Origin of the sequence: Kitasatospora sp. NPDC018619, assembly GCF_044391605.1 — a bacterium.
Classification (GTDB): Bacteria; Actinomycetota; Actinomycetes; order Streptomycetales; family Streptomycetaceae; genus Kitasatospora.
The window spans coordinates 268,193-294,521 of sequence record NZ_JBISAI010000001.1; the positions used below are offsets into that span (position 1 = coordinate 268,193).

General features: G+C 74.5%; 23 protein-coding genes. 8 read left to right on the forward strand and 15 right to left on the reverse strand.

Going from position 1 to position 26,329, the window contains the following annotated elements; translation table 11 throughout:
• Positions 1–65: 65 nt before the first annotated feature.
• Together ACH5AR_RS00950 and ACH5AR_RS00955 are read right to left on the reverse strand one after the other, a co-directional pair.
• The gene (locus tag ACH5AR_RS00950) at positions 66–1,469 is read right to left on the reverse strand and encodes an MFS transporter (protein WP_396299215.1); all 1,404 of its coding nucleotides are present in this window, start codon (positions 1,467–1,469) and stop codon (positions 66–68) included.
• Positions 1,470–1,781: 312 nt separating this feature from the next.
• Entirely contained in the window at positions 1,782–2,345 is a 564-nt protein-coding gene (locus ACH5AR_RS00955; protein ID WP_396299216.1) for a sigma-70 family RNA polymerase sigma factor, read from the reverse strand.
• Positions 2,346–2,400: 55 nt separating this feature from the next.
• Between ACH5AR_RS00955 and ACH5AR_RS00960 the strand changes: the two genes are divergently transcribed.
• Positions 2,401–2,682, forward strand: a complete 282-nt coding sequence (locus tag ACH5AR_RS00960) for a zf-HC2 domain-containing protein (protein ID WP_396299217.1) — start codon at positions 2,401–2,403, stop codon at positions 2,680–2,682.
• Positions 2,683–3,043: 361 nt separating this feature from the next.
• Here the strand turns inward: ACH5AR_RS00960 and ACH5AR_RS00965 are convergent, their stop codons facing one another.
• A complete protein-coding gene (locus ACH5AR_RS00965) occupies positions 3,044–3,961 on the reverse strand; it encodes a hypothetical protein (protein ID WP_396299218.1) in 918 nt (305 codons plus the stop codon).
• Positions 3,962–4,762: 801 nt separating this feature from the next.
• On the opposite strand from ACH5AR_RS00965, the gene ACH5AR_RS00970 reads away from it, so the two are divergent.
• On the forward strand, positions 4,763–5,950 hold the full coding sequence (locus ACH5AR_RS00970) for a cytochrome P450 (RefSeq protein WP_396299521.1): 1,188 nt from the start codon (positions 4,763–4,765) through the stop codon (positions 5,948–5,950).
• 462 nt (positions 5,951–6,412) lie between these two features.
• Here ACH5AR_RS00970 and ACH5AR_RS00975 read toward each other — a convergent pair whose 3' ends face one another.
• The gene (locus ACH5AR_RS00975) at positions 6,413–6,988 is read right to left on the reverse strand and encodes a TetR/AcrR family transcriptional regulator (protein ID WP_396299219.1); all 576 of its coding nucleotides are present in this window, start codon (positions 6,986–6,988) and stop codon (positions 6,413–6,415) included.
• An 83-nt stretch (positions 6,989–7,071) separates the two neighbouring features.
• Here ACH5AR_RS00975 and ACH5AR_RS00980 point away from each other — a divergent pair, with 83 nt between their 5' ends.
• Positions 7,072–7,959 carry an SDR family oxidoreductase gene (locus tag ACH5AR_RS00980; protein WP_396299220.1) on the forward strand — a complete coding sequence of 296 codons (888 nt, stop codon included), beginning with the start codon at positions 7,072–7,074 and terminating at the stop codon, positions 7,957–7,959.
• Between the two features lie 134 nt (positions 7,960–8,093).
• Here the strand turns inward: ACH5AR_RS00980 and ACH5AR_RS00985 are convergent, their stop codons facing one another.
• On the reverse strand, positions 8,094–8,804 hold the full coding sequence (locus tag ACH5AR_RS00985) for an N-acyl homoserine lactonase family protein (protein ID WP_396299221.1): 711 nt from the start codon (positions 8,802–8,804) through the stop codon (positions 8,094–8,096).
• A 57-nt stretch (positions 8,805–8,861) separates the two neighbouring features.
• On the reverse strand, positions 8,862–9,320 hold the full coding sequence (locus ACH5AR_RS00990) for an Lrp/AsnC family transcriptional regulator (protein WP_396299222.1): 459 nt from the start codon (positions 9,318–9,320) through the stop codon (positions 8,862–8,864).
• A gap of 263 nt (positions 9,321–9,583) precedes the next feature.
• Between ACH5AR_RS00990 and ACH5AR_RS00995 the strand changes: the two genes are divergently transcribed.
• The 3 genes from ACH5AR_RS00995 to ACH5AR_RS01005 all read left to right on the forward strand — a co-directional run bounded on the left by ACH5AR_RS00995 (position 9,584) and on the right by ACH5AR_RS01005 (position 12,489).
• Positions 9,584–10,213 (forward strand): LysE family translocator, encoded by a 630-nt coding sequence (locus ACH5AR_RS00995; protein WP_396299223.1) that lies wholly within the window; start codon positions 9,584–9,586, stop codon positions 10,211–10,213.
• Positions 10,214–10,436: 223 nt separating this feature from the next.
• Entirely contained in the window at positions 10,437–11,738 is a 1,302-nt protein-coding gene (locus ACH5AR_RS01000) for a CoA transferase (protein WP_396299224.1), read from the forward strand.
• A 46-nt stretch (positions 11,739–11,784) separates the two neighbouring features.
• Positions 11,785–12,489: a DUF6461 domain-containing protein gene (locus ACH5AR_RS01005; RefSeq protein WP_396299225.1), complete on the forward strand. Its 705-nt coding sequence runs from the start codon at positions 11,785–11,787 to the stop codon at positions 12,487–12,489.
• Between the two features lie 60 nt (positions 12,490–12,549).
• On the opposite strand, the gene ACH5AR_RS01010 is transcribed toward ACH5AR_RS01005, so the two are convergent.
• Entirely contained in the window at positions 12,550–13,149 is a 600-nt protein-coding gene (locus ACH5AR_RS01010) for an HdeD family acid-resistance protein (protein WP_396299226.1), read from the reverse strand.
• Positions 13,150–13,377: 228 nt separating this feature from the next.
• Between ACH5AR_RS01010 and ACH5AR_RS01015 the strand changes: the two genes are divergently transcribed.
• The gene (locus tag ACH5AR_RS01015; RefSeq protein WP_396299227.1) at positions 13,378–15,204 is read left to right on the forward strand and encodes an NAD-binding protein; all 1,827 of its coding nucleotides are present in this window, start codon (positions 13,378–13,380) and stop codon (positions 15,202–15,204) included.
• Positions 15,205–15,307: 103 nt separating this feature from the next.
• On the opposite strand, the gene ACH5AR_RS01020 is transcribed toward ACH5AR_RS01015, so the two are convergent.
• From ACH5AR_RS01020 to ACH5AR_RS01040, 5 genes are all read right to left on the reverse strand, one after another.
• Positions 15,308–16,093 carry an enoyl-CoA hydratase gene (locus ACH5AR_RS01020; RefSeq protein WP_396299228.1) on the reverse strand — a complete coding sequence of 262 codons (786 nt, stop codon included), beginning with the start codon at positions 16,091–16,093 and terminating at the stop codon, positions 15,308–15,310.
• Between the two features lie 142 nt (positions 16,094–16,235).
• A complete protein-coding gene (gene aceE, locus ACH5AR_RS01025; protein ID WP_396299229.1) occupies positions 16,236–18,950 on the reverse strand; it encodes a pyruvate dehydrogenase (acetyl-transferring), homodimeric type in 2,715 nt (904 codons plus the stop codon).
• 206 nt (positions 18,951–19,156) lie between these two features.
• Positions 19,157–19,846, reverse strand: coding sequence for a GntR family transcriptional regulator (locus ACH5AR_RS01030; RefSeq protein ID WP_396299230.1), 690 nt, complete (start codon positions 19,844–19,846; stop codon positions 19,157–19,159).
• A gap of 58 nt (positions 19,847–19,904) precedes the next feature.
• Entirely contained in the window at positions 19,905–20,987 is a 1,083-nt protein-coding gene (locus tag ACH5AR_RS01035) for an enoyl-CoA hydratase/isomerase family protein (RefSeq protein WP_396299231.1), read from the reverse strand.
• A 234-nt stretch (positions 20,988–21,221) separates the two neighbouring features.
• The gene (locus ACH5AR_RS01040; protein ID WP_396299232.1) at positions 21,222–21,875 is read right to left on the reverse strand and encodes a TetR/AcrR family transcriptional regulator; all 654 of its coding nucleotides are present in this window, start codon (positions 21,873–21,875) and stop codon (positions 21,222–21,224) included.
• A 99-nt stretch (positions 21,876–21,974) separates the two neighbouring features.
• Between ACH5AR_RS01040 and ACH5AR_RS01045 the strand changes: the two genes are divergently transcribed.
• Entirely contained in the window at positions 21,975–22,745 is a 771-nt protein-coding gene (locus ACH5AR_RS01045; RefSeq protein WP_396299233.1) for an SDR family oxidoreductase, read from the forward strand.
• Positions 22,746–22,904: 159 nt separating this feature from the next.
• Here the strand turns inward: ACH5AR_RS01045 and fahA are convergent, their stop codons facing one another.
• The 3 genes from fahA to ACH5AR_RS01060 are packed head-to-tail and all read right to left on the reverse strand — an operon-like array spanning position 22,905 to position 26,313.
• Positions 22,905–24,137 (reverse strand): fumarylacetoacetase, encoded by a 1,233-nt coding sequence (gene fahA, locus ACH5AR_RS01050; RefSeq protein ID WP_396299234.1) that lies wholly within the window; start codon positions 24,135–24,137, stop codon positions 22,905–22,907.
• The gene (locus ACH5AR_RS01055; protein ID WP_396299235.1) at positions 24,134–25,114 is read right to left on the reverse strand and encodes a hypothetical protein; all 981 of its coding nucleotides are present in this window, start codon (positions 25,112–25,114) and stop codon (positions 24,134–24,136) included. The genes fahA and ACH5AR_RS01055 overlap by 4 nt, the downstream gene beginning before the upstream one ends.
• Positions 25,111–26,313 carry a homogentisate 1,2-dioxygenase gene (locus ACH5AR_RS01060; RefSeq protein ID WP_396299236.1) on the reverse strand — a complete coding sequence of 401 codons (1,203 nt, stop codon included), beginning with the start codon at positions 26,311–26,313 and terminating at the stop codon, positions 25,111–25,113. Before ACH5AR_RS01060 ends, ACH5AR_RS01055 begins: the two co-directional genes overlap by 4 nt.
• Positions 26,314–26,329 lie beyond the last annotated feature (16 nt).

Below are 26,329 nucleotides of genomic sequence, written 5' to 3' on the forward strand. Positions count from 1 at the left end.
TGCGGGGGCAGGGGGCGGTGCGGGGGTCGGGTCAGGCGTGGGTGCGTCTTCGGGCGGGCGGGCCGTCAGGAACCGCTGTCCGGGCGGGGACGGGGGCGGGGGCGGGGCCGCCGGTGCAGGGCGAGGAGGGCGACGGCGGTGGCCGCGACGAGGACGGCGAGGCCGATCCCGGCGCGGGCGGCTGCGGTGTCGCGGGTCCCGCCCAGCGCGGCGGCGGTGGCGAGGGCCGGGCCGAGCGCGAAGCCGAGGCTGCGGGCGAGTTGGACGGCGGAGCCGGCGGTGGCGAGCTTCCCGGGAGGGGAGGCGGACATCACCAGGGCCTGGGTGGGGCCGCCGTTGAGGCCCATCCCGGCACCGGCGAGGGCGAGCCGCGCGGCGACCTCGGGGGCGGACCACCCGGCGTCCAGCGGGACGAGCAGCGCCAGGCCGAGGGTGGTGACGGCGGCGCCGGTGAGTGCGGTCGGGCGGGCGCCCCAGCGGTCGGCCAGTCGGCCGCCGAGCCGTCCGGCCAGCACCATGCCGAGCGGGAACGCCAGCATGGTGAGCGCGGTGGTGGTGGCGCTCTCGCCCCGGGGGCCGCGCAGGTGCTGGGCGAGCAGGTAGTGGCAGGCCGCGAAGCCGGCGGCGAGCGCCAGCACCGAGGCGTTGGCCCGGGTGGTCCCGGCGGCCCGCAGCACCTCGGCCACCGGCCGCCCGCCCGGGCGGCGCAGCCAGAGCGGCACCAGCGGTACGGCGGGCAGGAGCAGCAGCAGCCACCACGGGGACTGCGGAGCCAGGGTGAGCCCGAGCAGGACGGCGGCCACGGCGGCACCGATCAGCGCGGCGTCGCCGAGCGAGGAGCGGTCGGGCGGCCGCAGCCCGCCCCGGCGCGGGGCGTGGCGCCGGACGATGAGGACGGCGGCCAGGCAGACCGGGAGCTTCACCAGGAAGACCGCCCGCCAGCCCAGGTGGTCCAGCAGCAGGCCGCCGACCACCGGCCCGGTGACGGCGCCGAGCGGGCCGAGCGTCGCGGGCACGCTCATCGCCCGGCCGCGCAGTTCGGGCCGGACGGAGGTCGCGGCGAGCACCGGCATCAGGACGAACAGCACGGCGCCGAAAGCGCCCTGGAACAGCCGGGCCGCGATCAGCCAGCCGGCCGACGGGGCGCAGGCGGCCAGCGCGCTGCCCAGGGCGAAGCAGCCGAGCGCGAGCAGCAGGGCCGAGCGGGTGCCGACCTGGTCCAGCCACCGCCCGGCGGGCAGCAGCAGGGCGACGAGCGGGAGTTGGTAGCCGAGGGCGGCCCACTGGGCGACTCCGGGGGAGACGTGCAGGCCGGCCGAGATGTCGGTGAGCGCGAGGTTGACCACGTTCATGTCGAGCATCGCGACGAAGGACAGCAGGCCGGCGGCGACGACCAGGCTCCAGCGGTCGACCGTCGCTTGCTGACGTTCTGTCAGATGTGGGGCGGGCGGACCGGGTTGCGCCGTCATGAAGTCCCTCCGTCTCCCGAGCTGCCGGACCGGATGCCGCCTCGGCGGCGGGGTCCGGTACAGCAGTCGGTGGCGCGGGGGATCCGGTTCCGAACAGGTGGGGGAATTTATCGGGGGGCGGGGTTCAGCGAACGGCGAACAGATGACAGATTTCGAAATCTGTCATCTGTTATCTGTCCTCTGTCCTCTGTCCTCTGTCCTCTGTCACCTGTTCGCCGTCGATTGTCAGCCGTCAGCCGTCAGCCGTGCGCTGTCGCGGCTGTCGGACTGACGGGCTGCCGACCGTCCGCAGCCCCCCGCCCCTCCGGCCGCTCAGCTGGCGGCCGCGAGTTCCCCGGCCTCGGCGGCGCGCAGGCGTGCCACCAGTTCCTCCCGGGCCCGGGCGACGCGGGACCGGACGGTCCCCACCGGGCAGCCGGCGACCTCGGCCGCCTCGGCGTAGCTCAGGCCGACCACCTGCGTCAGCACGAAGGCCTCCCGCCGCTGGGCAGGCACCCGGTCGAGCAGGTCGTCGAGCGCGATGCCGTCCTCGAAACCGGCCGGCGGTGCACCGATCTGCCGCTCCGCCGCCTCCTGCCAGTCCGGCAGCGCCGCGCAGCGCGGCCGGGCGGCGGCCATCCGGTACCGGTCGATCACCGTTCGCCGGGCGATCGACAGCAGCCAGGTGCGGGCCGAGGAGCGCCCGGCGAACGCGGGCAGGGCGCGCAGGGCACGCAGGAAGGTCTCCTGGGCGAGGTCGTCGGCGGACTGCACGTCGGTCAGGTGGGCGACGAAGCGCCAGACGTCCCGCTGGGTCGCCCGGACGAACGCCTCGACGTCGGTCGCCCGGCCGGAGCGGGCGGTCAGGGCCAGCGCGGTGAGCTGTTCGTCATCCACGGCGGCCCCCCACCCGGTCGGTCCCGGCAATCCGGGCGTGCGGGACGATGGTCATATGAGATGCGCGCAGTTTCGTACCGCTCTGTCGGCCCGGCTCGACGGCGAACCGAGCGGCCTGCCGGGCTCCCGGCTGGACGGGCACGTCGCGCGCTGCGCCGGCTGCCGGGAGTGGCTGGCCCGGGCCGAACGGCTGCGCGACCAGGTGCGGGCGGGTGCCGCCGACGGGCCCTCGCCCGCCTGGTCGGCCAGGTTGCTGGCCCGGCTGGACGGGGACCGGCCGGAAGGCGGCGCCCAGGAAGGTCCACGGGCTGTCGGGCCGGAGGCGGGGCAGCCGTAGCGGAAGCGCCGGATGCGCCGGATGCGCCGGACGCGGGGGGTGCGGCGGACGCGGTCGGAGCGTCCGGGGGAGCGGGAACGGCGGGAGGGTGGCGCGGGCCGCAGCCGGTGCGCCGTCGAAGTCAGGCATGGGAAAGGTCCCGGGAGAAGGCGGGGAGCGGCGCCGCGCAGCGCGGCACCGTCGGCGTCCGTGGGCACCGGCGCGGCACGCCACCCCCCGGAGGAGGCGCGGCGGCGGACGCGGGGCCCGCACCCTGGCGGCACGGCGGCGCGGGGCGCGGCCGTACGGCAGGGCGACCTGCCCGCCGCGGGCGTCCCGTTGGCCGGAAGGACCGGATCGAGGCGTAGGAGCGGCAGGCGCGTCAGCAGGCGGGGGCGAACACCGGCGGCCCGCGCCGGACCACGGCATGCGTCAGCAGTACCGACAGGGGCGGTCGGGCCCGGCTGTCGGCCGGGCGGGGCGGTGCCGGCGCCCGGAAGCCCACGGGGCGCGCGAACAGTGCGAGCAGCGGGAGCAGCAGCGCCCCCGCGACCACCGAGCCCAGCGCGCCGAGCAGGTCGAAGAGCCGCACCAGCGCCGCGTCACCGCGCCAGAGCAGGAGCGCGCACGCCAGCGCAGCGAGCACGTGGGCGGCGGCCATCCCCGCGGACATGCCGTGGGCCATTCCGTGCGCCATGTCGTGCGCCGGTCCGTGCGCCGGTGTGCCCGTCAGGTCCTGCGCCGTGCCGTACGAAAGGGCGCCGTGGACCGTCCCGTCGGGCATCACGTGCGGGCCGGCGGGCATCCCCGCCATCCCGGGCAGCCCCGTGTCCAGGACGGTCGCGTCCGGTGCCGCGTGGTGGGCCCCGGCCGTCGGCCGCACGTGGTCGGTGGCCGGCGGGACGTCCGGGTCGATGCCGGCCATCCGGGCCAGCTCCACCGGGGAGAGGCCGCCGGGCGCCCGGTCGGGGTTGCAGAGCAGGAGGGCCGCCCAGTCCGTGGTGGCGAGCCGGCCGAGGCCGCCGCCCCCTCGGGAGGCCATCCCGGCCTGTTCGAACAGCTGGTGCAGCGCGGTCTGCGCCACGACCATCCAGAGGCTGATCACCCCGAGCCCGCGCCGCTTCCCGGCGAGCAGCCAGGTCAACACGAGCACCGCCCCGAACCCGCCGGCCAGTACCGCGGGGGAGACCCCGGCCCCGGCCATGGCGACGTGCGCGGTGGCGGCCATCGCCACGCACAGCGCGGCGAAGACCACGGCGCGCAGCAGGCGGATCCGGTCGGTCGTCACGATGGCACTCATCGTCGCACCCGCCCTGCCCGGGCCGTACCGCACCCTCCGGTGATGGCCGGATCCGTGCCGTGAGACCATGCCCGGCCGCCGTCCCCGAAGCCCGTCCTGCCGGACGGAACAACGGCTCGTACGACCATCGGGGCGGTTTGACAGCACGCACCCCGCGCTCACTTAATGTGCACCACCCCGTACGGTACGTATCGGGACGATGCCGTTCAGAAGCAGGGAGGTCCGGCCTTGGAGACCCCGACGGATACCTCGGCGCCCATTGCCGACAGTGTCGAGTCCGCTGCCCCCACGGAGCCGACCGTCCCACAGCAGGCGACGGCCCCGAGGCGGGTGAAGGCCCGGGCCGAAGCTGCGGAGGCGGCCGAGGCAGCCGAGGCGGCTGGAACCGCCGAGGGCGCAGCCGCCGAACCTAACCGCCCCGCCGGACCGGCGGAGGCGACCGCGCCCGCCGAGCCGGCTGAGGCCACCGGACAGGCCGAAAGCGCGGAGCCGGCTGAGGCCGCCGAAGCAGCCGAATCCGCGGGGCCTGCCGAGTCCACGGAGTCCACCGGTGCCGCTGGGGCCGTCGAGCAGACCGACGGCGCCGGGCAGACCGAGCCCGCCGAGCCCGCCGGCTCGGCCGACCCGACCGACGCCACTGCCCAGACCGAGACGGCCGACGACACCGAGACAGCCGACGAAGCCGAAGCCACCGACTCCGCCGAAGCTCCCGAAGCTGCCGACGCCGCCGGGTCCGACGAGTCCGCCGGTTCCGCCACCGGGCCCGCCTCCGTCGACCTCGCCGCTCCCGGCTTCTGGAAGCTGCCCGCCCCCGAGCGCGCCGCCGCGTTCGCCGAACTGCGCAGCCGCCCCGCCCCGGTGTACTTCGGCGACCGCGCCACCGGCCGGGGCTTCCACGCCCTGGTCCGCCACGCCCACGTCGTCGAGGCCAGCCGCAACCCCGCCGTCTTCCTCAGCGGCCCCGGCGTGACCACGCCCGTCCCCGCCCGCTGGGTCCGGGTGCTGTTCGGCGACTCGATGGTCAACCTGGACGACCCCCGCCACGCCCAGCTGCGCCGGATCGTCTCGCGGGCCTTCACTCCGCGGCTGCTCGACCGGGTCGAGGAGGACGTGCGGCGGATCAGCACCGAGCTGGTCGACCGGATCGAGCGGGAGCGGCCGGAGGACTTCGTGACGGCGGTCGCCGCCGAGCTTCCGTTCCAGGTGATCTGCACCATGATGGGCATCCCGGAGCAGCCCCGCCGCACCATCCTCGACCTGGTCAACCGCAGCTCCGAGGACATCGGCGTGGCCCGTCCGCTGCGCCGTCGGCTCCGGGGGCCCGGGCGCGGGCTGAGGGCGCTCGCCCGGATGCAGGGCATCGTCGCCGGGATCGGCCGCCGGCGCCGGCGCCGGCCGGAGGAGGACCTGATCTCCGCGCTGGTCACCGCGGACGTGGACGGCCGTCGGCTGACCGGGCGCGAGCTGGGCGCCTTCTTCAGCCTGCTGCTGGTCGCCGGGGTCGAGACCACCCGCAACGCGCTGGCCCACGGGCTGCACCTGCTGACCGCCCACCCCGAGCAGCGCGCCCTGCTGCTGGAGGACCTCGACGGGCGGCTCGGCGGCGCGGTGGACGAGATGGTCCGCCATGCCACGCCGATCATCCAGTTCAACCGGACCCTCGCCGTGGACCACGAGCTGGGCGGTCCGGGCGGTCCGCTGCTGCGCGCGGGCGAGAAGGTCGCCCTCTTCTACGGCTCGGCCAACCGGGACGAGGAGGTCTTCCCCGACCCGGACGCGTTCGACATCACCCGCACGCCCAACGCCCACCTCGGCTTCGGCGGCGGTGGCCCGCACTACTGCCTCGGCGCGCACCTGGCCCGGCAGGAGATGACGACGCTGTTCCGCGAGCTGTTCACCCGGCTGCCCGAGGTGCGGTCGGTCGGCGAGCCGGAGCTCGTCCCGTCCAGCTTCGACCACCGGGTCCGCTCCCTGCGCTTCACCTTCTAGCTGGTTCCCTTCCAGCTGGTCCCGTCTGGTCCTGGAGCGCGCGGCTCCGGCCGCACGACCATGCGGTCATGCGGCCGGGGAACCGGCCGGCTGGGACGTGGCGTGCTCGCTGCTCCTGGCCCTGGTCCGGGTCCTGGTCCGGGTCCTGGTCCGGTCCGGGCACGGGGCGGGGAGACCTGACGGGTGCCGAGCCGGGAACGGTTGCGGCCGTTCCCGCCGGTCACCCTCAGGCGTTGTGGCCGGTGGGCGAGCGCCGGCAGGTGATCGACGGGATTGCGCACCGGGTGCGGACCGGTGGTCGAGTCGACGATCGTGCGGGCCCACCGGGACGCGGCCGGGCCCGCACGGATCCGTCGCCGGATCCGGCCTCGAAGGGGCCGGGCCGGAGGCACAGCAGGACGGGACGCCGGGGGTGCGGGGAGGCGAGGCCTGGGCCGCTCGCACCGGGCGTGCACCGGCGGCTCAGGCCCTCGCCCGTTCCGCGAGGACGTTCCCGAGCTCCTGCCTCGATGCCCGGAGGACGCCCGGCAGGTCCGATCGGTCCGGCTCGTCGGTCCAGCGTGCGAAGGCGACCTTGAACACGGCGATCGCCGTCTCGGCGGCCAGGCTGGCAGCCGGCTCGGGAGTGCCGCGCTCGCGCAGCGCGGCGGCCATCGTCTCGGCGAGGTGGGCGAGCTTGATCAGCTCGCGTTCGCGCAGCTCCGCGTTGGCCGACACGACGGAATTCCGCAGCCTGACCCGTTCGGGACTCTCCTGGAGCCGGGCGCCGAAGGCTTCGAGGGCCGCGCACGCCGCGTCCATCGCCGAGGCCACGGCGGGCACGTCGGCTATGGTCTGCGCCAGCAGCTCCTTGACCGTCTCCGAACCGGAGAACAGCACTTCCCTCTTGTCGGCGAAATGCCGGTAGAAGGTGCGCTCGGTCAGCCCGGCCCGCGCGGTGATCTCCCCGACGGTGGTCTGCTCGAACCCCTGCTCGGCGTACAGCTCCAGCGCCGCCTGGGCCAGTCGGCCCCGCGCGTTCGGCTCCCATCGACCCATGCCGCGAGTCTATGTGATGACACAGCCTGTCGTCACCGCTATGGTGATGACAGAACCTGTCATCACTCTTGGGAGGTCCCGCCATGCGGGTATTCGTCACGGGCGCATCCGGCTGGGTCGGCTCGGCCGTCGTCCCCGAACTCATCGGCGCAGGTCACCAGGTGCTCGCTCTCGCCAGGTCCGACTCCTCGGCGGCCGCCCTCGCCTCCGCTGGAACCGCGGTCCTGCGCGGCGATCTGGACGACCTGGACACCCTGCGGGCGGGGGCCGCCGACTGCGACGGCGTCGTCCACCTCGCGTTCATCCACGACTTCACCCGGTTCGAGGCCTCGGTACAGGCCGACGCCCGCGCCATCGACGCGCTGGCCGCCGCACTGGAAGGCACCGGCAAACCCCTGGTCGTCACCGCCGGCACCGCAGCCGTGCCCGGACGGACCGCGACCGAGCACGACACCTCCGCCCCGGGCTCACCCGCGGCCGGTAGGGACGCCAACGCCAGGTCCGCACTCGACGCCGCGGCACGCGGCGTGCGGTCGTCCGTCGTGCGCCTGCCCCGGACCGTGCACGGCGACGGCGACCACGGCTTCATCGCCCAACTCGTCGCCATCGCACGGGAGAAGGGGGTCTCCGGCTACGTCGGCGACGGGACCGGCCGCTGGCCCGCGGTGCACGTCCGGGACGCCGCCCGCCTGTTCCGCCTCGCACTCGAACAGGCCCCTGCCGGATCGACGCTGCACGCCGTGGCCGACGAGGGCGTCCCGGTCCGCGAGATCGCCGAAGTGATCGGCCGCCACCTCGGCCTGCCGACCGCCTCCGTCCCGGCCGAGGACTTCGGCTTCCTGGGCCGGATTCTCGCCGTGGACCAGCCCGCCTCCAGCACCCTGACCCGCGAGCTGCTCGACTGGCGGCCGACCCGCCCCGGCCTCATCGAGGACCTGGACGAGGGCCACTACTTCGCCCGGACGTCATGAACCGCCGCAACCGCAGGTGACCGCCCCCGAGCCGTTCGGCCACGGGCTGCGTCGACGTGCGGCGGCCCTCCGGCGGCAGGCCCCGCGGACGGCCCCGACCGGCCACCCGGTGCGACCGGCCCCCCGGTGAAGCACTACCGGCCGGTCGGCTCCCAGACGGCGTGGTCGTGCGCGAACAGCACCCGGTGCGGCTCGTGCTCGGCCACCCGGTCGAGCCAGGGCCGGTACCCGGGCAGCGGCGCGGCCACGCCCTCGCGCGCCGCCCGGCGCGCGAGCACCGCCTGCCCGTACTCGGAGGCGAAGTCGTAGGCCTGGCCTGCCAGCAGGACCGGACCGCTGCCCGGGCGGTCGACCAGCAGCGACTGGTGGCCCCCGGTGTGGCCGGGGGTGGGAAGCACCCGCACACCGGGCCACACCTCGACCTCGCCGTCGAGCTCGCGGTACTCGGCGCGGGGGAAGTCGACCAGCCCGTCGATGGTGTACCCGCCGCGCCGGGCGGTGGCCAGCTCCTCGGCCTGGACCAGGACGGGCGTGCCGGCGAACAGCGGGTTGCCGCCGCAGTGGTCGAAGTGCAGGTGGCAGTTGACCACCAGGTCGATGTCGGCGGGGGCGACCCCGGCCGCGGCGAGCGCCTCCGTCAGCGGGCGGCGCACCGGGCGGTAGTGCGCCTCGGTCTGCGGCTCGCCGCCGCCGATCCCGGTGTCGAACAGCAACAGCCCCTCCGGACGCCGGACCAGGTACGCGAGCACCGGCTCCACGCGCGGCTCGGGGCTGCCCGCTTCGGCGGCCGGCCGGACGAAGTACCCCAGGTCGAGACGGCGGATCACACGCAATTCAGCCCCCATGTCGCAGCGCGTCGCTCTGCCCCCGTACGGGCGGCCGCGCAGGCCCCCGTTCGCACCCTACCCGCCCACCGGCAGGCCTCGGTCGGCCTTCACCTGCTTCATCGTCAGGTGCGAGTTGACCTGGGCGATGCCCGGCAGGCCGGAGAGCACGTCGGTGATGAAGCGCTCGTACGCGGCGATGTCGGCCACCGCGATCCGCAGCAGGTAGTCGGGCTCGCCGAACAGCCGGTGGGCCTCCACCACCTCCGGCAGCTCGGCCACCCGGTGCTCGAACTCGGCGACCGTCACCTGGTCCTCGTGGCGCATGGTGATCGTCACGAAGGGCTGGAACCCGCGCCCGACCGCCGCGCCGTCCAGCACCGCCCGGTAGCCGCGGATCACGCCGTCCTGCTCCAGTTGGCGCACCCGCCGGAGGCAGGGGGACGGGGTGAGGTCCACCCGGGAGGCCAGCTCGGTGTTGGTCAGCCGCCCGTCCTGCTGGAGCTCGCGGAGGATTCTGCGGTCGATTCGGTCCATGGCGCAACATCCTGCCAAACCGCCGCTCCGACCAGCGAAAAGTCGCCATCGCGTGCCAGCCCCCTCCGACTACCTTCAGTGACCGCACCGGCCGCCGGGGCGCCCGTGCCCCGAGTCGGGGCCACCCGGCCCACCGCCGGGCACCCCGGCGGATCCGTCGGCCCGGCCCACCGCCGGGCGCCCCGGCGGTTCCGTCGGCCACCCGGCCGGCATCCGCCGGACCCCCCCTACCGCGACGAGCACGACAGGCCACGCCCACGCCCATGGACACCCACTCCCTCCTCCTCTTCCTCGGAGTCGACCTGCTGCTGGTCTGCACCCCGGGCCCCGACTGGCTCTACATCGCCGCCCGCGGCCTCGGCCAGGGCAGGCGCGCCGCGCTGACCGCGGTCGGCGGGGTCTGCGCCGGGTACGCCGTGCACACCCTGCTCTCCAGCGCCGGCCTGGCCGCCGCGCTGCGCGCCGTCCCGGCCGCCCTGCCCGTACTGCGGCTGACCGGCGCCGCGTACCTGCTGGTGCTGGCCGTCATGATGCTGCTGGCGCTGCGCAAGGACGGGGGCGCCGCCGCCCTGGCCGAGCCCAGGCCGCAGCCCACCGCGACGGTGCTGCGCCAGAGCATGCTGACCGCGCTGCTCAACCCCAAGGGGCTGCTGCTCTACCTCTCCCTGGTGCCGCAGTTCGTCGACCCGGCGGCCGCCCTGCCGGTCGGCGGGCAGGTGCTCGCCCTCGGCTCGCTCAACGTGCTGGCCTGTGCGGTGGTGTACGGGCTGGTCGCGCACGCCAGCGGGCGGCTGGGCGGCCGGTTCGGCGGCACCCCGCGGGCGGCCCGCAGGATGACCGTGGTCTCGGCGGTGCTGCTGATGCTGGTGGCGGGGGTCACGGCGAGCGCCTGAGAACGGGAGCAGAATGCCGGACATGACTGATCGTTCGCTGCCGGCGGCCACCACCGGAACGACAGGGAGCACCGGGAGCACCGGGAGCACCGGGAGCACCACCGGAACGACAGGGAGCACAGGGAGCACCGCCGGTAGGACCGGGGGAGCCGCGGGAGCCGACGACCACCCGACCGCCCACGCCTGGGCCGCTCTCGGCGGACGGCCCGAGCTGGTGGAGCGGGTGGCCTTCCAGGGGCCGGAGGACGTCCTGCCCTCCGGCCTGCCGGTGCGTCGGCTCGCCCGGGCCACCGTGGCCGTCTGCTCGCTGGCCGCCGCCGAGCTCGCCGCCCACCGCTCCGGCGGGCCCGTTCCCGCCGTCCGGGTCGACCAGGGCGCCGTCGCCACCGCCTTCGTCAGCGAGCGGCACCTGACGGTCGACGGCCGTACGCCCGTCGCCTTCGCCCCGCACTCCGGCTTCTGGCGGGCAGCCGACGGCTGGGTGCGCACCCACGCCAACTACCCGCACCACCGCGCCCGGCTGCTCTCCGCCCTGGGGCTGGCCGCGGATGCCGGGCCCGACCAGCTCGCCGAGGTGCTCGGCGGGCTGCCGGCCGAGCGGATCCAGGAGCGCGCCTATGCGGCGGGGGCGCTCGCGGTGGCCGTCGCGCCGGTGAGTCCGGCCGAGCTCCCCCTCGTGGAGCACCTGGAGACCGGTGCCGGGGCCGGGGGCGCGCCGGTCCGGGCGCTCGGTGCGGCGCCGGCGGACCGACCCGCCGCCGGGGTCCGGGTGCTCGACCTCACCCGGGTGATCGCCGGACCGGTCGCCACCCGTACCCTCGCCCTGCTCGGTGCCGACGTCCTGCGCGTCGACTCGCCCCGGCTGCCCGAGGCCGACGACGCCCACGCCGACACCGGCTTCGGCAAGCGCTCCACCCGCCTCGACCTCGCCGTGCCGACCGACCGCGCCGCCTTCGAGGACCTGCTCGCCACCGCCGACGTCGTGGTCTCCGGCTACCGCCCCGGCGCCCTCGACGCCCACGGCCTGGCTCCCGACGCGCTGTTCGCCCGTCGGCCGGACCTCATCCTCGCCCAGCTCTGCGCCTGGGGCTGGACCGGCCCCTGGGCCGGACGGCGCGGCTTCGACAGCCTGGTCCAGGCGGGGGTCGGCATCGCCGTCCACGAGGCCGCCGCCGACGGGCGCCCCGGCGTGCTGCCCGCCCAGGCCCTCGACCACGGCACGGGCTACCTCGTCGCCGCCGCCGTCCTGCGCGCCCTCACCGATCAGCGCACCCGTCGCCCCGGCGGCCGCCACCTGCGCTTCTCCCTGGCCGGCACGGCCTCCTGGCTGCTGCACGGCATCGAACCGGAGGTGCCGCAGGAGGCCCCGACCGAGCCGTACGATCCCGCCCGGTGGCTGGCCGTGGCCGACTCCGCGTACGGGCGGCTGCGCCACGCCCTGCCACCGATCGGGTACGACGGGGCGCCCGCCGACTGGTCGCGTCCGCCCGGCCGCTGGGGAACGGACGAGCCGGTCTGGCTGTGACGACCGCGGGCGGGCACTGTCCGAGGCGTCTGGCAGCATCACCGCCATGACCGCACACGCCACCGACTACACCTGGTTCGAGCAGCGCTACCCCGTCCTGGGCGAGGCCTACTGCCTCGCCCAGGTCCAGGGGATCTCCGCCGGCGAGCTGCTGCGCCGCTTCGACGCCCTGCCCGGACGCGAGGTCACCGGGCTGGACGCCGTGGTCGCGGCCTGGGAGTCCTTCGAGGACGGGGAGGGCGAGGAGGGCGAGGAGGACGGCGAGGACCGGGACCAGGAAGCGTCCGACAACGGGGCGGCCGGGGCGGCAGGGGCGGCCGGGCCGTCGTCGGCCCCGGGCGACGACCGCCTGTTCGTCGCCGTCACCGAGCTCGACGGCTGGGCGCTCAGCGTGGAACCGTTCGGCTACCTCGGGGCCCTGGACGAGCTCGTCCCCCGTCTCGGCGAGGGCACCCGGCTGGTCTCGCACTTCCGCAACTCCATGGCGGTCGACCACTTCCACTGGTGGGAGCACGGCACCAGGCGGCTCCACTTCGAGCCGCTCTTCCCCGGTCAGCGGGACGGTACGGACGCGCAGGCCCCGGGCGTGCCCGAGCTGCTGACCGCCTGCGGTTTCGACCTGGAGACCGAGACGCACGACCTGTGCGGCGCGGCCGCGTTCGCGCTGGCCGAGCGGCTGACCGACGTCCGGCTCGGCCCGGAGCGGCTGGAGGCCGCCACCTTCCGGATCGGCTACGCCCCGCGTCCGTGAGCCGGCCCGGGCGGCCACGAGGCCGTGCCCCGGCGGGGCCCGGCCTCGGCGCACCGGTCGTCAGACCCCCGAGGGGATCTGCTTGGCCCGGCCGCGGACCTGGACCGCCGTCACGATCTCGACCAGGCCCAGGATCACCAGCCAGCACCCGGCCAGCACGGTCAGCGCGGTGACCGACCCGACCGGCCACACCATCAGCAGCACGCCGGCCAGGGTGTTGGCCACACCGGTGAAGGCCTGCCAGCTGCGGGCTGGCATCAGGGGGTCGGAGAGTGCGGCGGCGAGCTGGGTGATGCCGCGGAACAGCCAGCCGATCCCGATCCAGAGCGCGAGCAGCAGCAGGGACTGCACGGCGCTGCGGAAGCAGAGCAGGCCCAGCAGCACGCAGATCGCGCCGCTGATGAAGGCCAGCACCCGCAGTGCGGTGGTGGAGTGGGTGCCGAACGCGGCGACCAGCTGCACGATGCCGATCACCAGCAGGTAGAGGCCGAACAGCACGCCCACCACCAGGAGCGTCTCCCGTGGCCAGGCGAAGACCACGATCCCGAGGGCGAGCGAGGCGAGTCCGGCGACGAGCAGGACCTGCCAGGCGGCCTTGGCGAGCAGTCCGAGCGGGCCCTGGACCGGGGTGCCGTCGGGGGTGATGATCGGAGGGGCCACGGTGGCGTACTCCTCGGGGTGATGCCGGGCGACGGGGGACCGGGGCGGGCTGGTCGGGTGACGACGCAGGACGCGTGAGGTCGGGTCGGCCGGCTGGCGGGCAGGGAACGTACCCCAGCCTCGCCGGGCCACGGCCGGACGGCGCGGCGGATACGGCCGTTCGGGGGATCCGCCGCGGTCGCCGGAACGTCATCCCCCGGACATCTGCCGTCGATATCTTCCGTCAGTATGACTTCTGAAGGGTGGGGGACCCCTCCGGTCGAGTCGATCAGCCAGCACTACGTCGTCTGCGGAGGCAACGCGCTGGCGCACCGACTGGTCCTGGAACTCGTCGAGCACTACGAGGTCCCGGTCGTCGTCCTGGTCGCCGACCGGACCCGCGACCACGCGCCGCGGATCGAGCAACTCCCGGGCGTCGCGGCAGTCGTGGAGTACGCCGGCATCACCGAGGAGGCGCTGCGCGCGGTGTCCGTCGGCACCGCACGCGGCCTCGCCCTGGTCGAGGGGAGCGACCAGGAGAACATCCACGCCGCGCTCAGCGCCCAGAACCACAACCCGGACATCCGCATCGTGTTCCGGATGTTCAACCAGCGGCTCGGCGAGAACATCGAGCTGCTGCTCAGGAACGGCGCTGCGCTCTCCGGCTCCGCCACCGCCGCCCCGGCCTTCGCCGCCGCGGCGCTCGGTCGGCCCAACTCGGTGGAGATCGAGGGGCGTTACCTGCACGTCGCGTTCGACGACGACATCACCTCCGACCGGCTCTGCGTGGTCGCCGACCAGATCGACCGCCAGGACCTCGGCAGGATCAGGCTGCTGCCCGAGCAGCAGGGCGACTCGGCCGAATTCGTCCGGCTCGCCGCCGAGTTCGGAGACCAGGGGCCGGTGCGGCCCGGCGCCGCGCGGCGCGATCCGGCGCCGTCGGCCGAGGCCGCCCCGGCACCGGAGTCGGGGAGCAGGGCGGCGCTCCAGGTGCTGCCGATCGAGCCCCGGGAGCCGATCGGCTGGTCGCGACGGCTGCGCTGGCGGCTGCTCGACACCATGCGCTTCTTCACCAGCGCCCGGATGCGCCTGGTGCTGCTCACCGCGACCGCGGCGGTGCTGCTGGCCTTCGGCGTCCTCTGGTACCTCAACCGGAACTTCGGCTGGACCGTCTACATCGCGCTGCTCGACCTGGCCGGCGCCGCCCAACCCGACCAGCTCGCCGACATCTCCGCCGGGACGGGCACCGGCGGGTTCTGGCAACGGGTCGCACAGGTGGTGATCACCATCTGCGGGATCACCTTCGCGCCGGTCGCCACCGCCATCGCGGTCGAGGTGCTGGCATCCGGACGGCGCGGGCAGCCGCGCAACCCCGGGGCGGGCACCCGGGACCACGTGATCGTGGTCGGCCTCGGCAACGTCGGCACCCGGGTCGCGACCCAACTGCACGCCATGGGCGTACCGGTGGTCTGCATGGAGCGGGACCCGCAGGCGCGCGGCATCTCCGCCGTGCGGGCGCTGGGGATCCCGGTGGTGATCGGCGACGGACCGTTCGAGCAGCAGCTGCGCCGGGCCAGGCTGAAGCACAGCCGGGCGGTGGTGGCGGTCAGCGGCGACGACGCCACCAACCTGGAGGCGGCCCTGGAGGCGCGCCACGGCAACCCGGAGGTCCGGGTGGTGGTGCGGCTGTTCGACGACGACTTCGCGAGCCACTTCTACCGGACGCTGGACAACGCGGCCTCCCGGTCGGTGTCCTACCTGGCCGCGCCCGCCTTCGCGGCCGCGTTGATGGGGCGTGAGGTGCGCGGGACGCTGTCGGTGCTCCGGCACGTGCTGCTGATCGCGGAGTTGGGGGTGGAGGACGGCAGCGGGCTGATCGGGCTGAACCGGCACGACCTGGAGGACCCGGGGGGCGTTCGGGTGATCGCGCTGCGGGCCGCCCACGGCGGGCAGCTCCAGTGGAACTTCCCCGACCGCACCCGGCGGCTCGCCCCGGGCGACCAGATCGTGGTGGCCGCGACCCGCAGCGGGCTCGCCCGGCTGAACACGGTCGCGGTGGGGGAGGAATTCAGCTGACAGATTTCATCATCTGAAATCTGTCAGCTGTCATCCGTCACCCGTCATTCAGCGGTCAGCCGCTCGCCACCTGTCCCACCTGCCCACCTGCCGCCCGCCGCCGTCAGCGGTTGCGGAACTCCGGCGCGCGCTTCTCGGCGAAGGCGGCCATGCCCTCCTTCTGGTCCGCGGTGGCGAAGGCGGCGTGGAAGAGCCGGCGCTCGAAGCGGACGCCCTCGGCGAGGGTCGTCTCGAAGGCGCGGTTGACGCTCTCCTTCATCATGATCGCGGCCGGGGCGGACATCGCCGCGACCGTCTCAGCAGTGGCCAGCGCCTCGGACAGCAGCTGGTCCGCCGGGACGATCCGGGAGACCAGCCCGGCCCGCTCGGCCTCCTCGGCGCCCATCATCCGGCCGGTCAGGCACAGCTCCATGGCCTTCGCCTTGCCGACGGCCCGGGTGAGCCGCTGGGAGCCGCCGATGCCGGGGATCACCCCGAGCTTGATCTCCGGCTGCCCGAACTTCGCGGTGTCCGCCGCCAGCAGGATGTCGCACAGCATCGCCAGCTCGCAGCCGCCGCCCAGGGCGAACCCGGCCACCGCCGCGACGATCGGCGTGCGCAGGGCGCCGAGCCGGTCCCACGGGCCCAGCCAGTCGTCCAGGTAGACGTCCGGGAAGCGGTTGTCCTGCATCTCCTTGATGTCGGCGCCGGCCGCGAAGGCCTTCTCCGAGCCGGTGATCACCAGACAGCCGATCTCCGGGTCCCGGTCGAAGGCGGTCGCGGCGGCGACCACCTCGTTCATGAGCCGGGTGTTGAGCGCGTTGAGCGCCTTGGGCCGGTTGAGCGTGATCAGCCCCACCCGGCCCTTGCGCTCGACCAGGATCGTCTCGTAGGTCTCGGTGTCGGTCATCGCCGTCGACTCCCATTTCCGCTGCTCGGCGCCCGTGGGCGCGCCCTGACCACCCAACGATCTACGACGCGCCCCGCCTCGCGCCAGTCTCGGTGTGCGAGACACCGGTCACCAGCCGGCGGAGGGGCGGCGGCCGGGCGGGTCAGAAGCGCACGCCGTAGTGCTCCGCCGCCAGCCGTACGGTCTCCGCCTTGACCTCGCCCCGGCGGGCCAGCGCGGCCAGCGCCGCGACCGTCACCGACTCGGCGTCCACCCCGAAGTGCCGCCGAGCAGCCGCCCGACTGTCCGAGAGGCCGAAGCCGTCGGTGCCCAGCGAGGTCCAGTCCTGCTCGATCCAGGGGCGGATCTGGTCCGGGACGGCGCGCATCCAGTCGCTGACCGCCAGCACCGGGCCGGGCGCCCCGGCCAGTGCCCTGGTCACGTACGGGACGCGGGCGGCCTCACCGGTGCCGGCGGCCGCCTGCGCCAGGTTGGCCGCGTCGCAGTCCAGCGCCTCGCGGCGCAGCTCCGTCCAGGACGGCGCGGACCAGACGTCGGCCGCCACGCCCCACTCCTCGCCGAGCAGTCGCTGTGCGGTCAGGGCCCAGTGCACGGCGGTGCCGGAGGCGAGCAGCTGGATCCGCGGCGGGTCGGCGGGCAGGTCGGTGGACAGTCCCGCGGTGTCCGCGGTGCGGTAGCGGTAGAGGCCGCGCAGGATGCCCTCCGTCACCTCCTCGCCGGCCGGGAGCGGGGGCTGCGGCAGCGGCTCGTTGTAGACGGTGAGGTAGTAGAACACGTCCTCGCCGTCGGGGTGCCGCTCGTTCGAGCCGTACATCCGGCGCAGCCCCTCGCGGACGATCACCGCCACCTCGAAGCCGAACGCCGGGTCGTAGGAGAGTGCGGCCGGGTTGGTGGAGGCGATCAACGGGGAGTGGCCGTCGGCGTGTTGCAGGCCCTCGCCGGTCATGGTGGTGCGCCCGGCGGTGGCGCCGACCAGGAAGCCGCGGCCCAACTGGTCGGCCAGGGCCCACATCTGGTCGGCGGTGCGCTGCCAGCCGAACATCGAGTAGAAGATGTAGAACGGGACGACCGGCTCGCCGTGGGTGGCGTAGGAGGTCGCTGCGGCCGTCAGCGAGGCCATCGAACCGGCCTCGGTGATGCCCTCGTTGAGGATCTGGCCGGTCGCCGACTCCTTGTAGTGGAGCAGCTGGTCGCGGTCGACCGGGTCGTAGGTCTGCCCGAGCGGGGAGTAGATCCCGGCGCTCGGGAAGAGCGACTCCATGCCGAAGGTGCGCGCCTCGTCCGGGACGATCGGCACCCAGCGGTGGCCGGTCGCCTCGTCCCTCATCAGGTCCTTGACCAGCCGGACGAAGGCCATGGTGGTCGCGATCTCCTGCGCGCCGGAGCCCTTGAACAGCGTCTCGAAGGGCTTCGCGGGCGGCGTGGGCAGCGGGGTGAAGCGCACCCGGCGGGTGGGCACGGGCCCGCCCAGGGCGGCGCGGCGCTCGCGCAGGTAGCGGGCCTCCGGGGAGTTCGGGCCGGGATGCGCGTACGGCGGCAGCGGATCGTTCAACGCGCTGTCCGGGATGGGGAGTTCCAGCAGGTCGCGCATGGCCCGGAACTCGGCTCCGGAGAGCTTCTTCATCTGGTGGTTGGCGTTGCGGGACTCGAAGCCGGGGCCGAGCGTCCAGCCCTTGACGGTCTGCACCAGGACGACCGTGGGCGCGCCCCGGTGCTCCAGCGCCGCGCGGTAGGCCGCGTACACCTTGCGCGGCTCGTGACCGCCGCGGGAGGTGGCAACGGCTTCGATCAGCAGGTGGTCGTCCACGGTGTCGGCGAGCGCCCGCAGTTCGGGCGAGCCGTGGAAGAGGTGCGCGCGGACGTACCCGGCGTCCGAGGCGGCGTAGGTCTGGAACTGCCCGTCCGGGACCTCGCCCAGCCGGCGCACCAGCGCGCCCGTGGTGTCGCGGGCGAGCAGCTCGTCCCAGGCCCGGCCCCACAGCGACTTGACCACGTTCCAGCCGGCCGCGCGGAACCGGCGCTCCAGCTCCTGCACGATCTTGCCGTTGCCGCGCACCGGGCCGTCCAGGCGCTGGAGGTTGCAGTTGACGACGAAGGTGAGGTTGTCCAGGCCCTCGCGGGCGGCCAGCGCGAGTGCGGCGGTGGACTCGGGCTCGTCCATCTCGCCGTCGCCGAGGAAGGCCCAGACGTGCGAGCCGGAGGTGTCCTTGATCCCGCGTGCGCTCAAGTACCGGTTGAACCGGGCCTGGTGGATCGCGGAGAGCGGGCCGAGGCCCATCGAGACGGTCGGGAACTCCCAGAACCAGGGCAGTCGGCGCGGGTGCGGGTAGGAGGGCAGGCCGTCGCCGGCGGCCTCCTGGCGGAAGCGGTCCAGCCGGGCCTCGGAGATCCGGCCCTCCAGGAAGGCGCGGGCGTAGACACCGGGGGCGGCGTGGCCCTGCACGTAGAGCTGGTCGCCGGAGCCGTCGGCCTCCTTGCCGCGGAAGAAGTGCTGGAAGCCGACCTCGTACAGCCAGGCGGCGGAGGCGTAGGTGGCCATGTGGCCGCCGAGGCCGCCGCGATGGTTGCCCCTCGTCACCATGGCGGCGGCGTTCCAGCGGTTCCACGCGGTGATCCGGCGCTCCATCTCCTCGTCCCCGGGGAACTCGGGTTCGGCGGCGGTGGGGATGGTGTTGACGTACGGGGTGTCCAGCAGCGGAGGGACGTCGAGCCGCTGCGACTCGGCGTGCTCGACGAGGCGGCGCAGGAGGTGGGCGGCGCGGTTCGGACCACCGAAGTCGCGGGCGGCGTCGAGGGACGCGCGCCACTCCGCGACCTCTTCGGGGTCGTGGTCGGGAAGCTGGTCGAGCTGGGACACGGGTCGTTCCCCTTCACGGTGCGCTTCAGGGTGCTAATTCCGAGATGCGGAATAGCATTCCTCTTCATGGAACTATCTGGACGGTAGAGAGCGAGTGGACGGTGCGTCAACCGCTACTGGCGGGTAATTTGAGCGATGATCGATCATTGTTGTACGAACTTCATGCCAGGGCCGGGCGGCCGCGCGGGAGGCGCAGCCGTCAGCCGTCAGCCGTCAGTCGTGGTCCGGAGGTCGTCCTCGCTTCGGGCGTACGCCAGGACGTGTTCGGCGAGCAGCCGACCGACCCCCGGATCCTGCCGCCGGAAGGCGTCGATCAAAGGCCCGTGGTCGGCGGCGTTCTCGTGCAGCTCCGGGCGGATCCGGTGCAGTGACAGCACCGTCCACACCTCGACCCCGAGGCCCTCCCAGGTGCGCAGCAGCGTCCCGTTGCCGGAGGCGGCGACGATCTCGCGGTGGAAGGCCACCCCGTGCCGGGCCTGGCCGAGCGCGTCGCCGGCCGCCGCGGCCGCCGCCATCCGCTCGGCGTGCCGCTCCAACGCGCTGGTGTCCCCGGCCAGTCGGACCACCGCCGACTCGGCGGCGAGCCGCTCCAGTGAGGCGCGCACCTGGTAGACCTCGTGCAGTTCGGCCGGGCCGATCTCGCGCACCCGCACGCCGCGATTGGGCTCGGCGTCGAGCAGCCCGAGCGCCTGGAGCGCCCGCAGCGCCTCCCGCACGGGCGCCTGGCTGACGTCCAACTCGGCGGCCAGGCGCCGCTCGACGATCCGGTCCCCGGGTTGCCAGCGGCCGTTCAGCAACCCCTCCAGCAGCAGTCCGCGCACCTGCTCGCCCAGCGGCACCCGGGACAGCGGGTCCGGGGCCGCTGGTGGGGACGGCTGCGGGGCAGGGACGTTCATGCGGGCTCCAGGGGTGCCGGTGGGGTGCGGGGGTGCCGGTGGCGTACGGGGGCGGGGATCAGGCGAGGCCCAGCTCGTCGCCCTCGCGCGGGGCGAGGAAGCGGGCGACGTCCGCCTCCGTCACCTCGGCGAGCGTGGCGGGCTTCCAGCGGGGGGTGCGGTCCTTGTCGATCACCTGCGCGCGGATGCCCTCGACCATGTCGTGGCCCTCCAGCATGGCGCAGGAGATCCGGTATTCCTGGTCGAGCACGGCCTCCAGCGAGGGGAGCGTACGGGCGCGGCGCAGTGCGGCCAGGGTCGTCTTCACGGCGGTGGGGGAGTTCGCCAGGACGGCTTCGGCGGCCTCCTTCGCCTCCGGGACACCGGAGTCCAGCAGCCGGTCGACGATCTCCTCGACGGTGTCGGCCGCGTAGCAGGCGTCGATCCAGGCGCGCCGGGCCTCCAGTTCGGCGGGCGGCGCGGGCTCGGCGTGGGCGCCGACGACCGCGGTGACGGCAGCGGCGGCCGTGGCGGCGGCACCGGCGCCGATGGCGCCGTCCCCGCCCAGGGCGGAGAGCAGGTCCGGGATGCGCGCGGAGGGTACGAAGTGGTCCGCGAACCCGCACAGCAGGGCGTCGCCGGGGCCCATCGAGGCCGCGGTGAGCCCCAGGTGGGTGCCCAACTCGCCGGTGGCGCGGGCGAGGAGACGGCTGCCGCCGACGTCCGGGGCGATGCCGATGCGGGTCTCGGGCATCGCGACGACGGAGCGCTCGGTGACGATCCGCACCGCGCCGTGGGCCGACACACCGACGCCACCGCCCATGGTGATGCCGTCCATCACCGCGACGTACGGCTTCGGGTAGCGGGCGATCAGCGCGTTCAGTCGGTACTCGTCGCGGAAGAACGCGCGGGCGTCGGCCCCGCCCGCCTTGGCCTGGTCGTGCATCGCACGGATGTCGCCGCCCGCGCACAGGCCGCGCTCACCGGCGCCGGTCAGTACGACGGCGCGTATCCGGTCGTCCGCGGCCCAGTCCTCCAGGGCGGTGCGCAGGGCGTTGACCATGCCGTGGGTCAGCGAGTTGAGCGCCCGCGGGCGGTTCAGGACCAGCCGTCCGACGCCACCGTCCAGGAAGGCCTGGACCTCCGCCGTCCCTGTGCTCATCGGGCCCGCTCCCGTTCCTCGGTGATGCTCGACCTGGACCCTGCCGGAATCCTGGCGTCCACCGTACCGGGGGCGGCGCGGCGTTCGGATCACCGGGCCGCGCGGGCCGGGGCGGGTGCGCGGCTGCGGTTCCCGGTCCCCGATCGGCGTCCCCGATCGACGTCCGCGGTTCGTGCTCTGCGGTTCGTGGTCCGTGGTCCGTGGTCCGTGGTTCCGTGCTCCGTGGTTCGCAGTTCAGGGCCAGACGCGCAGGGCGAGTTCGGCGGTCCGGGTCAGGTCGGCGACGGTGGCGCCGTCCCTGGCCTGCTGGGACATGCCCTGGAGGACCGTGCCGACGAAGGCGGCCAGCGCCTTCGGGTCGGCCTCGGGCGGCAGTTCGCCGTCCTGCTGCGCCCGGCGCAGCCGCTCCTCGAAGGTCCGCAGGTTCCGGTTGCGCCGCTCGCGCAGCCGGTCCTGGACCGCGGCGTCCTGCGGGGTGACGTTGGTGGCCGCGGAGATCACCAGGCAGCCGGCCGGATGCGACGGGTCGGCGTAGACGGCGGCGGCCTCGCGCAGGATGCGGGCGAAGGCGCCGTACGCGGTGGGCTCCTCCGCCAGGGCGACGGCCGCGAACGCGCCGGCGGGGGAGTGGCCGTAGTGGCGGACCACCTCCTCGAACAGGGCGCGCTTGTCACCGAAGGCGGCGTACAGGCTGCCGGGGCGGATGCCCATGGCGGCGGTGAGGTCGGCGATGGAGGTGGCCTCGTAGCCGAGCTGCCAGAACAACCGGGTGGCCGCGGCGAGCGCCTCGGCCCGGTCGAAGGCGGGCGGTCGGCCGCGCCTGGGGGCCGCAGGCGCGGTGCCCGCCCCGTCTCCGGACGCCGTCGGCGCCGTGCGTGGCTCTGTCATGCGTCGAATTTTAGAGCATTCACTCAAGAAGAGTGTGCTAGCGTCTTTCTTGAGCGGCCGCTCAAGAAATATCCGGAGTGCAGCAGGAGGGGATCGGCCATGGGTGGGCACAGGCTTCAGGGCAGGACGGCGCTGGTCACGGGCGGCAGCAGGGGCATCGGGCGGGCCATCGCCCGCCGACTCGGGCGGGACGGTGCCACCGTCGCCGTCGGCTACGCCCGGGACGTCGCGGCGGCGGAGGAGGTGGTGGCGGGCATCCGTGTGGACGGCGGTCGGGCCTTCGCGCTGCCGGCCGCGCTGGGGCGGCACGGCGACGCCGTCGCGCTGTGGGAGGCCTTCGACGCACGGATAGCCGAGTACGAGCCGGCCGGGGGCGTCGACATCATCGTGAACAACGCTGGGATCGGGCGCAGCTCCGACCTCGCGGGCCTGACCGAGGAGGAGTTCGACGAGCTGTTCGCGGTCAACGTCCGCGCGCCCTTCTTCGTCGTCAAGCACGGGCTGGAGCGGCTGCGCGACGGCGGCCGGATCATCAACGTCTCCAGCGGGCTGGCCCGGATCGCCATGCCGGAGATCATGGCCTACGGCGCCACCAAGGGTGCGTTGGACACCTTCTCGCTCAACCTGGCCCAGCAGCTCGGGCCGCGCGGGATCACCGTCAACTCCGTGGCGCCGGGAATCATCGACACCGACCTCAACGCGGAGTGGCTGCGGGATCCGGAGGAGAGGGCGAAGGCGGCCTCGGTCTCCGCGTTCGGGCGGGTCGGGGCGCCGGAGGACATCGCGGACGTCGTCGCCTTCATCGCCTCGGACGACGCGCGGTGGATGACCGGGCGGGTGGTCGACGCCACCGGCGGGTCTCGGCTGTAGGCAGGGCCGGGCGGGGCGGGTGGATCGCGGACGGCGGCGGGGGAACGACTGACAGGCGACAGCCGACAGCTGACAGATGATGAAATCTGTCAGCTGTCGGCTGTGATCTGTCGGCTGTCGCCTGTCAGCAGTGCTCCTGGGCCCGCGGCCTCCGGGTCCTCAGCCCCGGATCCGCCCGGTGACCTCGCCGAAGCCGATCACGGCACCGTCCGGCCCGGGCGCGGTGGCGGTGATCGTCACCTCGTCGCCGTCCTCCAGGAAGGTCCGGGTCGTCCCGTCCGGGAGCTTCAGCGGCTCCTCGCCGTTCCAGGTGAGCTCGATCAGCGCACCCCGGGTGTCCCGCTCCGGCCCGCTGACCGTCCCCGAGGCGAACAGGTCACCGGTGCGCAGCGAGGCCCCGTTGACGGTCATGTGGGTCAGTTGCTGCTGCGCCGTCCAGTACATGGTGGCGAACGGCGGCCGGGAGACCGGGTGCCCGTTCAGCCGGACCTCCATCGAGAGGTCCAGGCCCCACGGCTCGCGGCCACGGTCGTCCAGGTACGCCAGCGGCTCGACGTCCCGCTCCGGCGGCGTGACCCGGGCGTGCTCCAGGGCGTCCAGCGGCACGATCCACGGCGAGACGGAGGTCGCGAAGGACTTCCCGAGGAAGGGGCCGAGCGGCACGTACTCCCAGGCCTGGATGTCGCGCGCCGACCAGTCGTTGAGCAGGCAGACGCCGAACACGTGCTCGCGGAAGTCGTCCAGCACGACGGGCCGGCCCAGCTCGGACGGCGTGCCGACGACGAAGCCCACCTCGGCCTCGATGTCCAGCCGGCGCGACGGCCCGAAGGACGGCGCCGCGTCGGCGGGCGCCTTGCGCTGCCCGTGCGGCCGCACCACCGGCGTGCCGGAGACCACGACGGTGCCCGCCCGTCCGTGGTAACCGATCGGCAGGTGCTTCCAGTTGGGGGTGAGCGGCTCCGAACCCGGGCGGAAGATCCGGCCCAGGTTGGTGGCGTGGTGCTCCGAGGCGTAGAAGTCGACGTAGTCGGCGACCTCGAACGGCAGGTGCAGCTCCACCTCGCCGACCGGCAGCAGCGCCGGCGTCAGCGCCTCGCGGTAGGACTCGTCGGTGAGCCAGGTGGTGAGGTCCGCGCGCACCCGGGTCCAGACCGGGCGCCCCGCCGCCATCAGCGGGTTGAGCGAGTCCGCGTCCAGCAGCGCCGACGGCGCGCCGGCCGCGCGGGCGGCCGCCCCGGCGTCCAGCACGAAGTCCCCGACGCGCACGCCGATCCGGCGCTGTCCGGGCCGGTCGGCCGAGGTGAAGACGCCGTACGGCAGGTTGTGCACGCCGAACGGCGAGTCCTGCGCGCCGGCGAGCCAGCTGCTCGGGCTGCTGGGGGTGGTGCTCAACGGTCCTCCTGGTGCGGTTGACTGGGCGGCGACAGCAGGCCGAGCGCGGCCAGGTCGCCCAGTGGCTCGGCGATGCTACAGGTGCCGAACGCGGTGAAGGAGTTCCGGATCGCCACGACCTGATGCTCCGTCAGTTCGCGGGCCGCCTTGGCCAGCACCTCGCCGTCGCGTTCCGCCAGCACCGCCGCGGCGGTGGCCCGGTCGGTCTCCCGGGCGGCCAGCAGCACGTTGAGGAAGCCGTGGTGCTCGAAGCCGGTCTCCCGGTCGGTGTGCCGGACGGCGTTGTGCAGCCCGGCCGTGCACTTGTACGGCAGTCCGCGCCGCGCGCAGCCGGTGAGGAAGGCGGCCAGCTCGTCCTCGTCCGGGAACGCCTCGGCGACCAGCCCGCCGGTGCGGAACTTCGCCCGGTACGGGCTGTCCACCAGCACGTCCAGGGCGGCGTCCAGCCCGTCCCCGCGCAGGAGTTCGCGCGGCAGTTCGACGGCGGCCGGGACGTGCGGCGGCAGCAGCCGGTCCAGCGCCGCCACGGCCTCGGCGGCGTCCCGGGCGGCCAGCTCGACACCGGCCAGCTCGAACGGCGCGGCGGCGGCGAGCGCCGGGGCGAGTTCGGCGCTGCCCCCCGGCAGCACGAGCCCGACCCTGAGCGGTCCGTCGCCCGCCGCCGCCTCGCCGTTCGCCCCCGTCGGGCCCCCCTCGGCCGCGGCGGCCGTCACCGCCGCGGCGCCCCGGGCGGCGCCCGAGTCGGCGGAGTCCCCTGCGGCCGCCGGGGAGTTCGCGACCACCGCGGCCAACTCGCCGAGCCGGCCCGCCCCGCAGAGGAACGGGCCGACGGCCTCGGCGTACCAGGCCGCGCGGTGCGCCCGGTGCGCGGGCACCGCCTGGGCCACCGGCAGGTTCCCGGGCGGGAACACCGCCGCGTCGTCGAACAGCCCGCGGAACAGTTCGGGGACGATGCCCCCCGGAGGCAGCGCGCTCATCGCCCGGGCCCCCGACCGGCCCAGGTCCAGGCGTAGCCGGCGTCCTCGCTCGCCCGGCCGCCCTCGCCGAGCTCAAGCGGGCGGAAGGTGTCCACCATGACGGCCAGTTCGTCGAAGAACTCCACGCCGATGCTGCGCTCGTACGCCCCCGGCTGCGGCCCGTGGGTGTGCCCGCCCGGGTGCAGCGAGACGGAGCCCTGGCCGATGCCGGAGCCCTTGCGGGCCGCGTAGTCGCCGCCGCAGTAGAACATGACCTCGTCGCTGTCCACGTTGGCGTGGTAGTACGGCACCGGGATCGACAGCGGGTGGTAGTCCACCTTGCGCGGCACGAAGTTGCAGATCACGAAGCCGTTGCCCTCGAAGACCTGGTGGGCCGGCGGCGGCTGGTGGACCCGGCCGGTGATCGGCTCGAAGTCGCTGATGTTGAAGGCGTACGGGTACAGGCAGCCGTCCCAGCCCACCACGTCGAAGGGGTGGTGCGGCACGGTGTAGCGGGTGCCCGCGATGCCGTTCGGGCCGCGGTGCTTCACCAGGACGTCGACGTCCCCGGGGGCGTCCACGACCAGCGGCCCGACCGGCCCGCGGAAGTCCCGCTCGCAGTACGGCGCGTGCTCCAGCAGCTGCCCGTACTTGGACAGGTAGCGCTTGACCGGGGTGATGTGGCTGTTCGCCTCGATGCAGTAGGCGCGCAGCGGCTCGTCCCCGGCCGGCACCCAGCGGTGGGTGGTGGCGCGCGGGACGATCACGTAGTCGCCCTGTCCGACCTCGATCGAGCCGAACACCGTCTCGACGGTGCCGGAGCCGGACTCCACGTACACGCACTCGTCGCCGAGCCCGTTGCGGTAGAGCTCGCTCGGGGCCCCGGCGGCGACGTACGAGATCCGTACGTCGCCGTTGCCGAGGACCAGCCGGCGGCTGCCGACGACGTCCGCGGACTTCCAGTCCTGGTCCGCGAACAGCTCGTGCAGCTTGAGGTGACGGGGGAGGAGCGGATGGTTGGGCACCGTGGACTGGTCCGGCAGCTCCCACGGCACCGCGTTGACCACCGCCGAGGGGATGCCCCGGTGGTAGAGCAGCGAGGAGTCCGAGGAGAACCCCTCCTCGCCCATCAACTCCTCGTAGTACAGCCCGCCTTCGGGGGTGCTGTGCTGGGTGTGCCGCTTGGGCGGGATGCTGCCCAGCTGCCGGTAGTACGCCATCTCCGTGGTCCTCCTC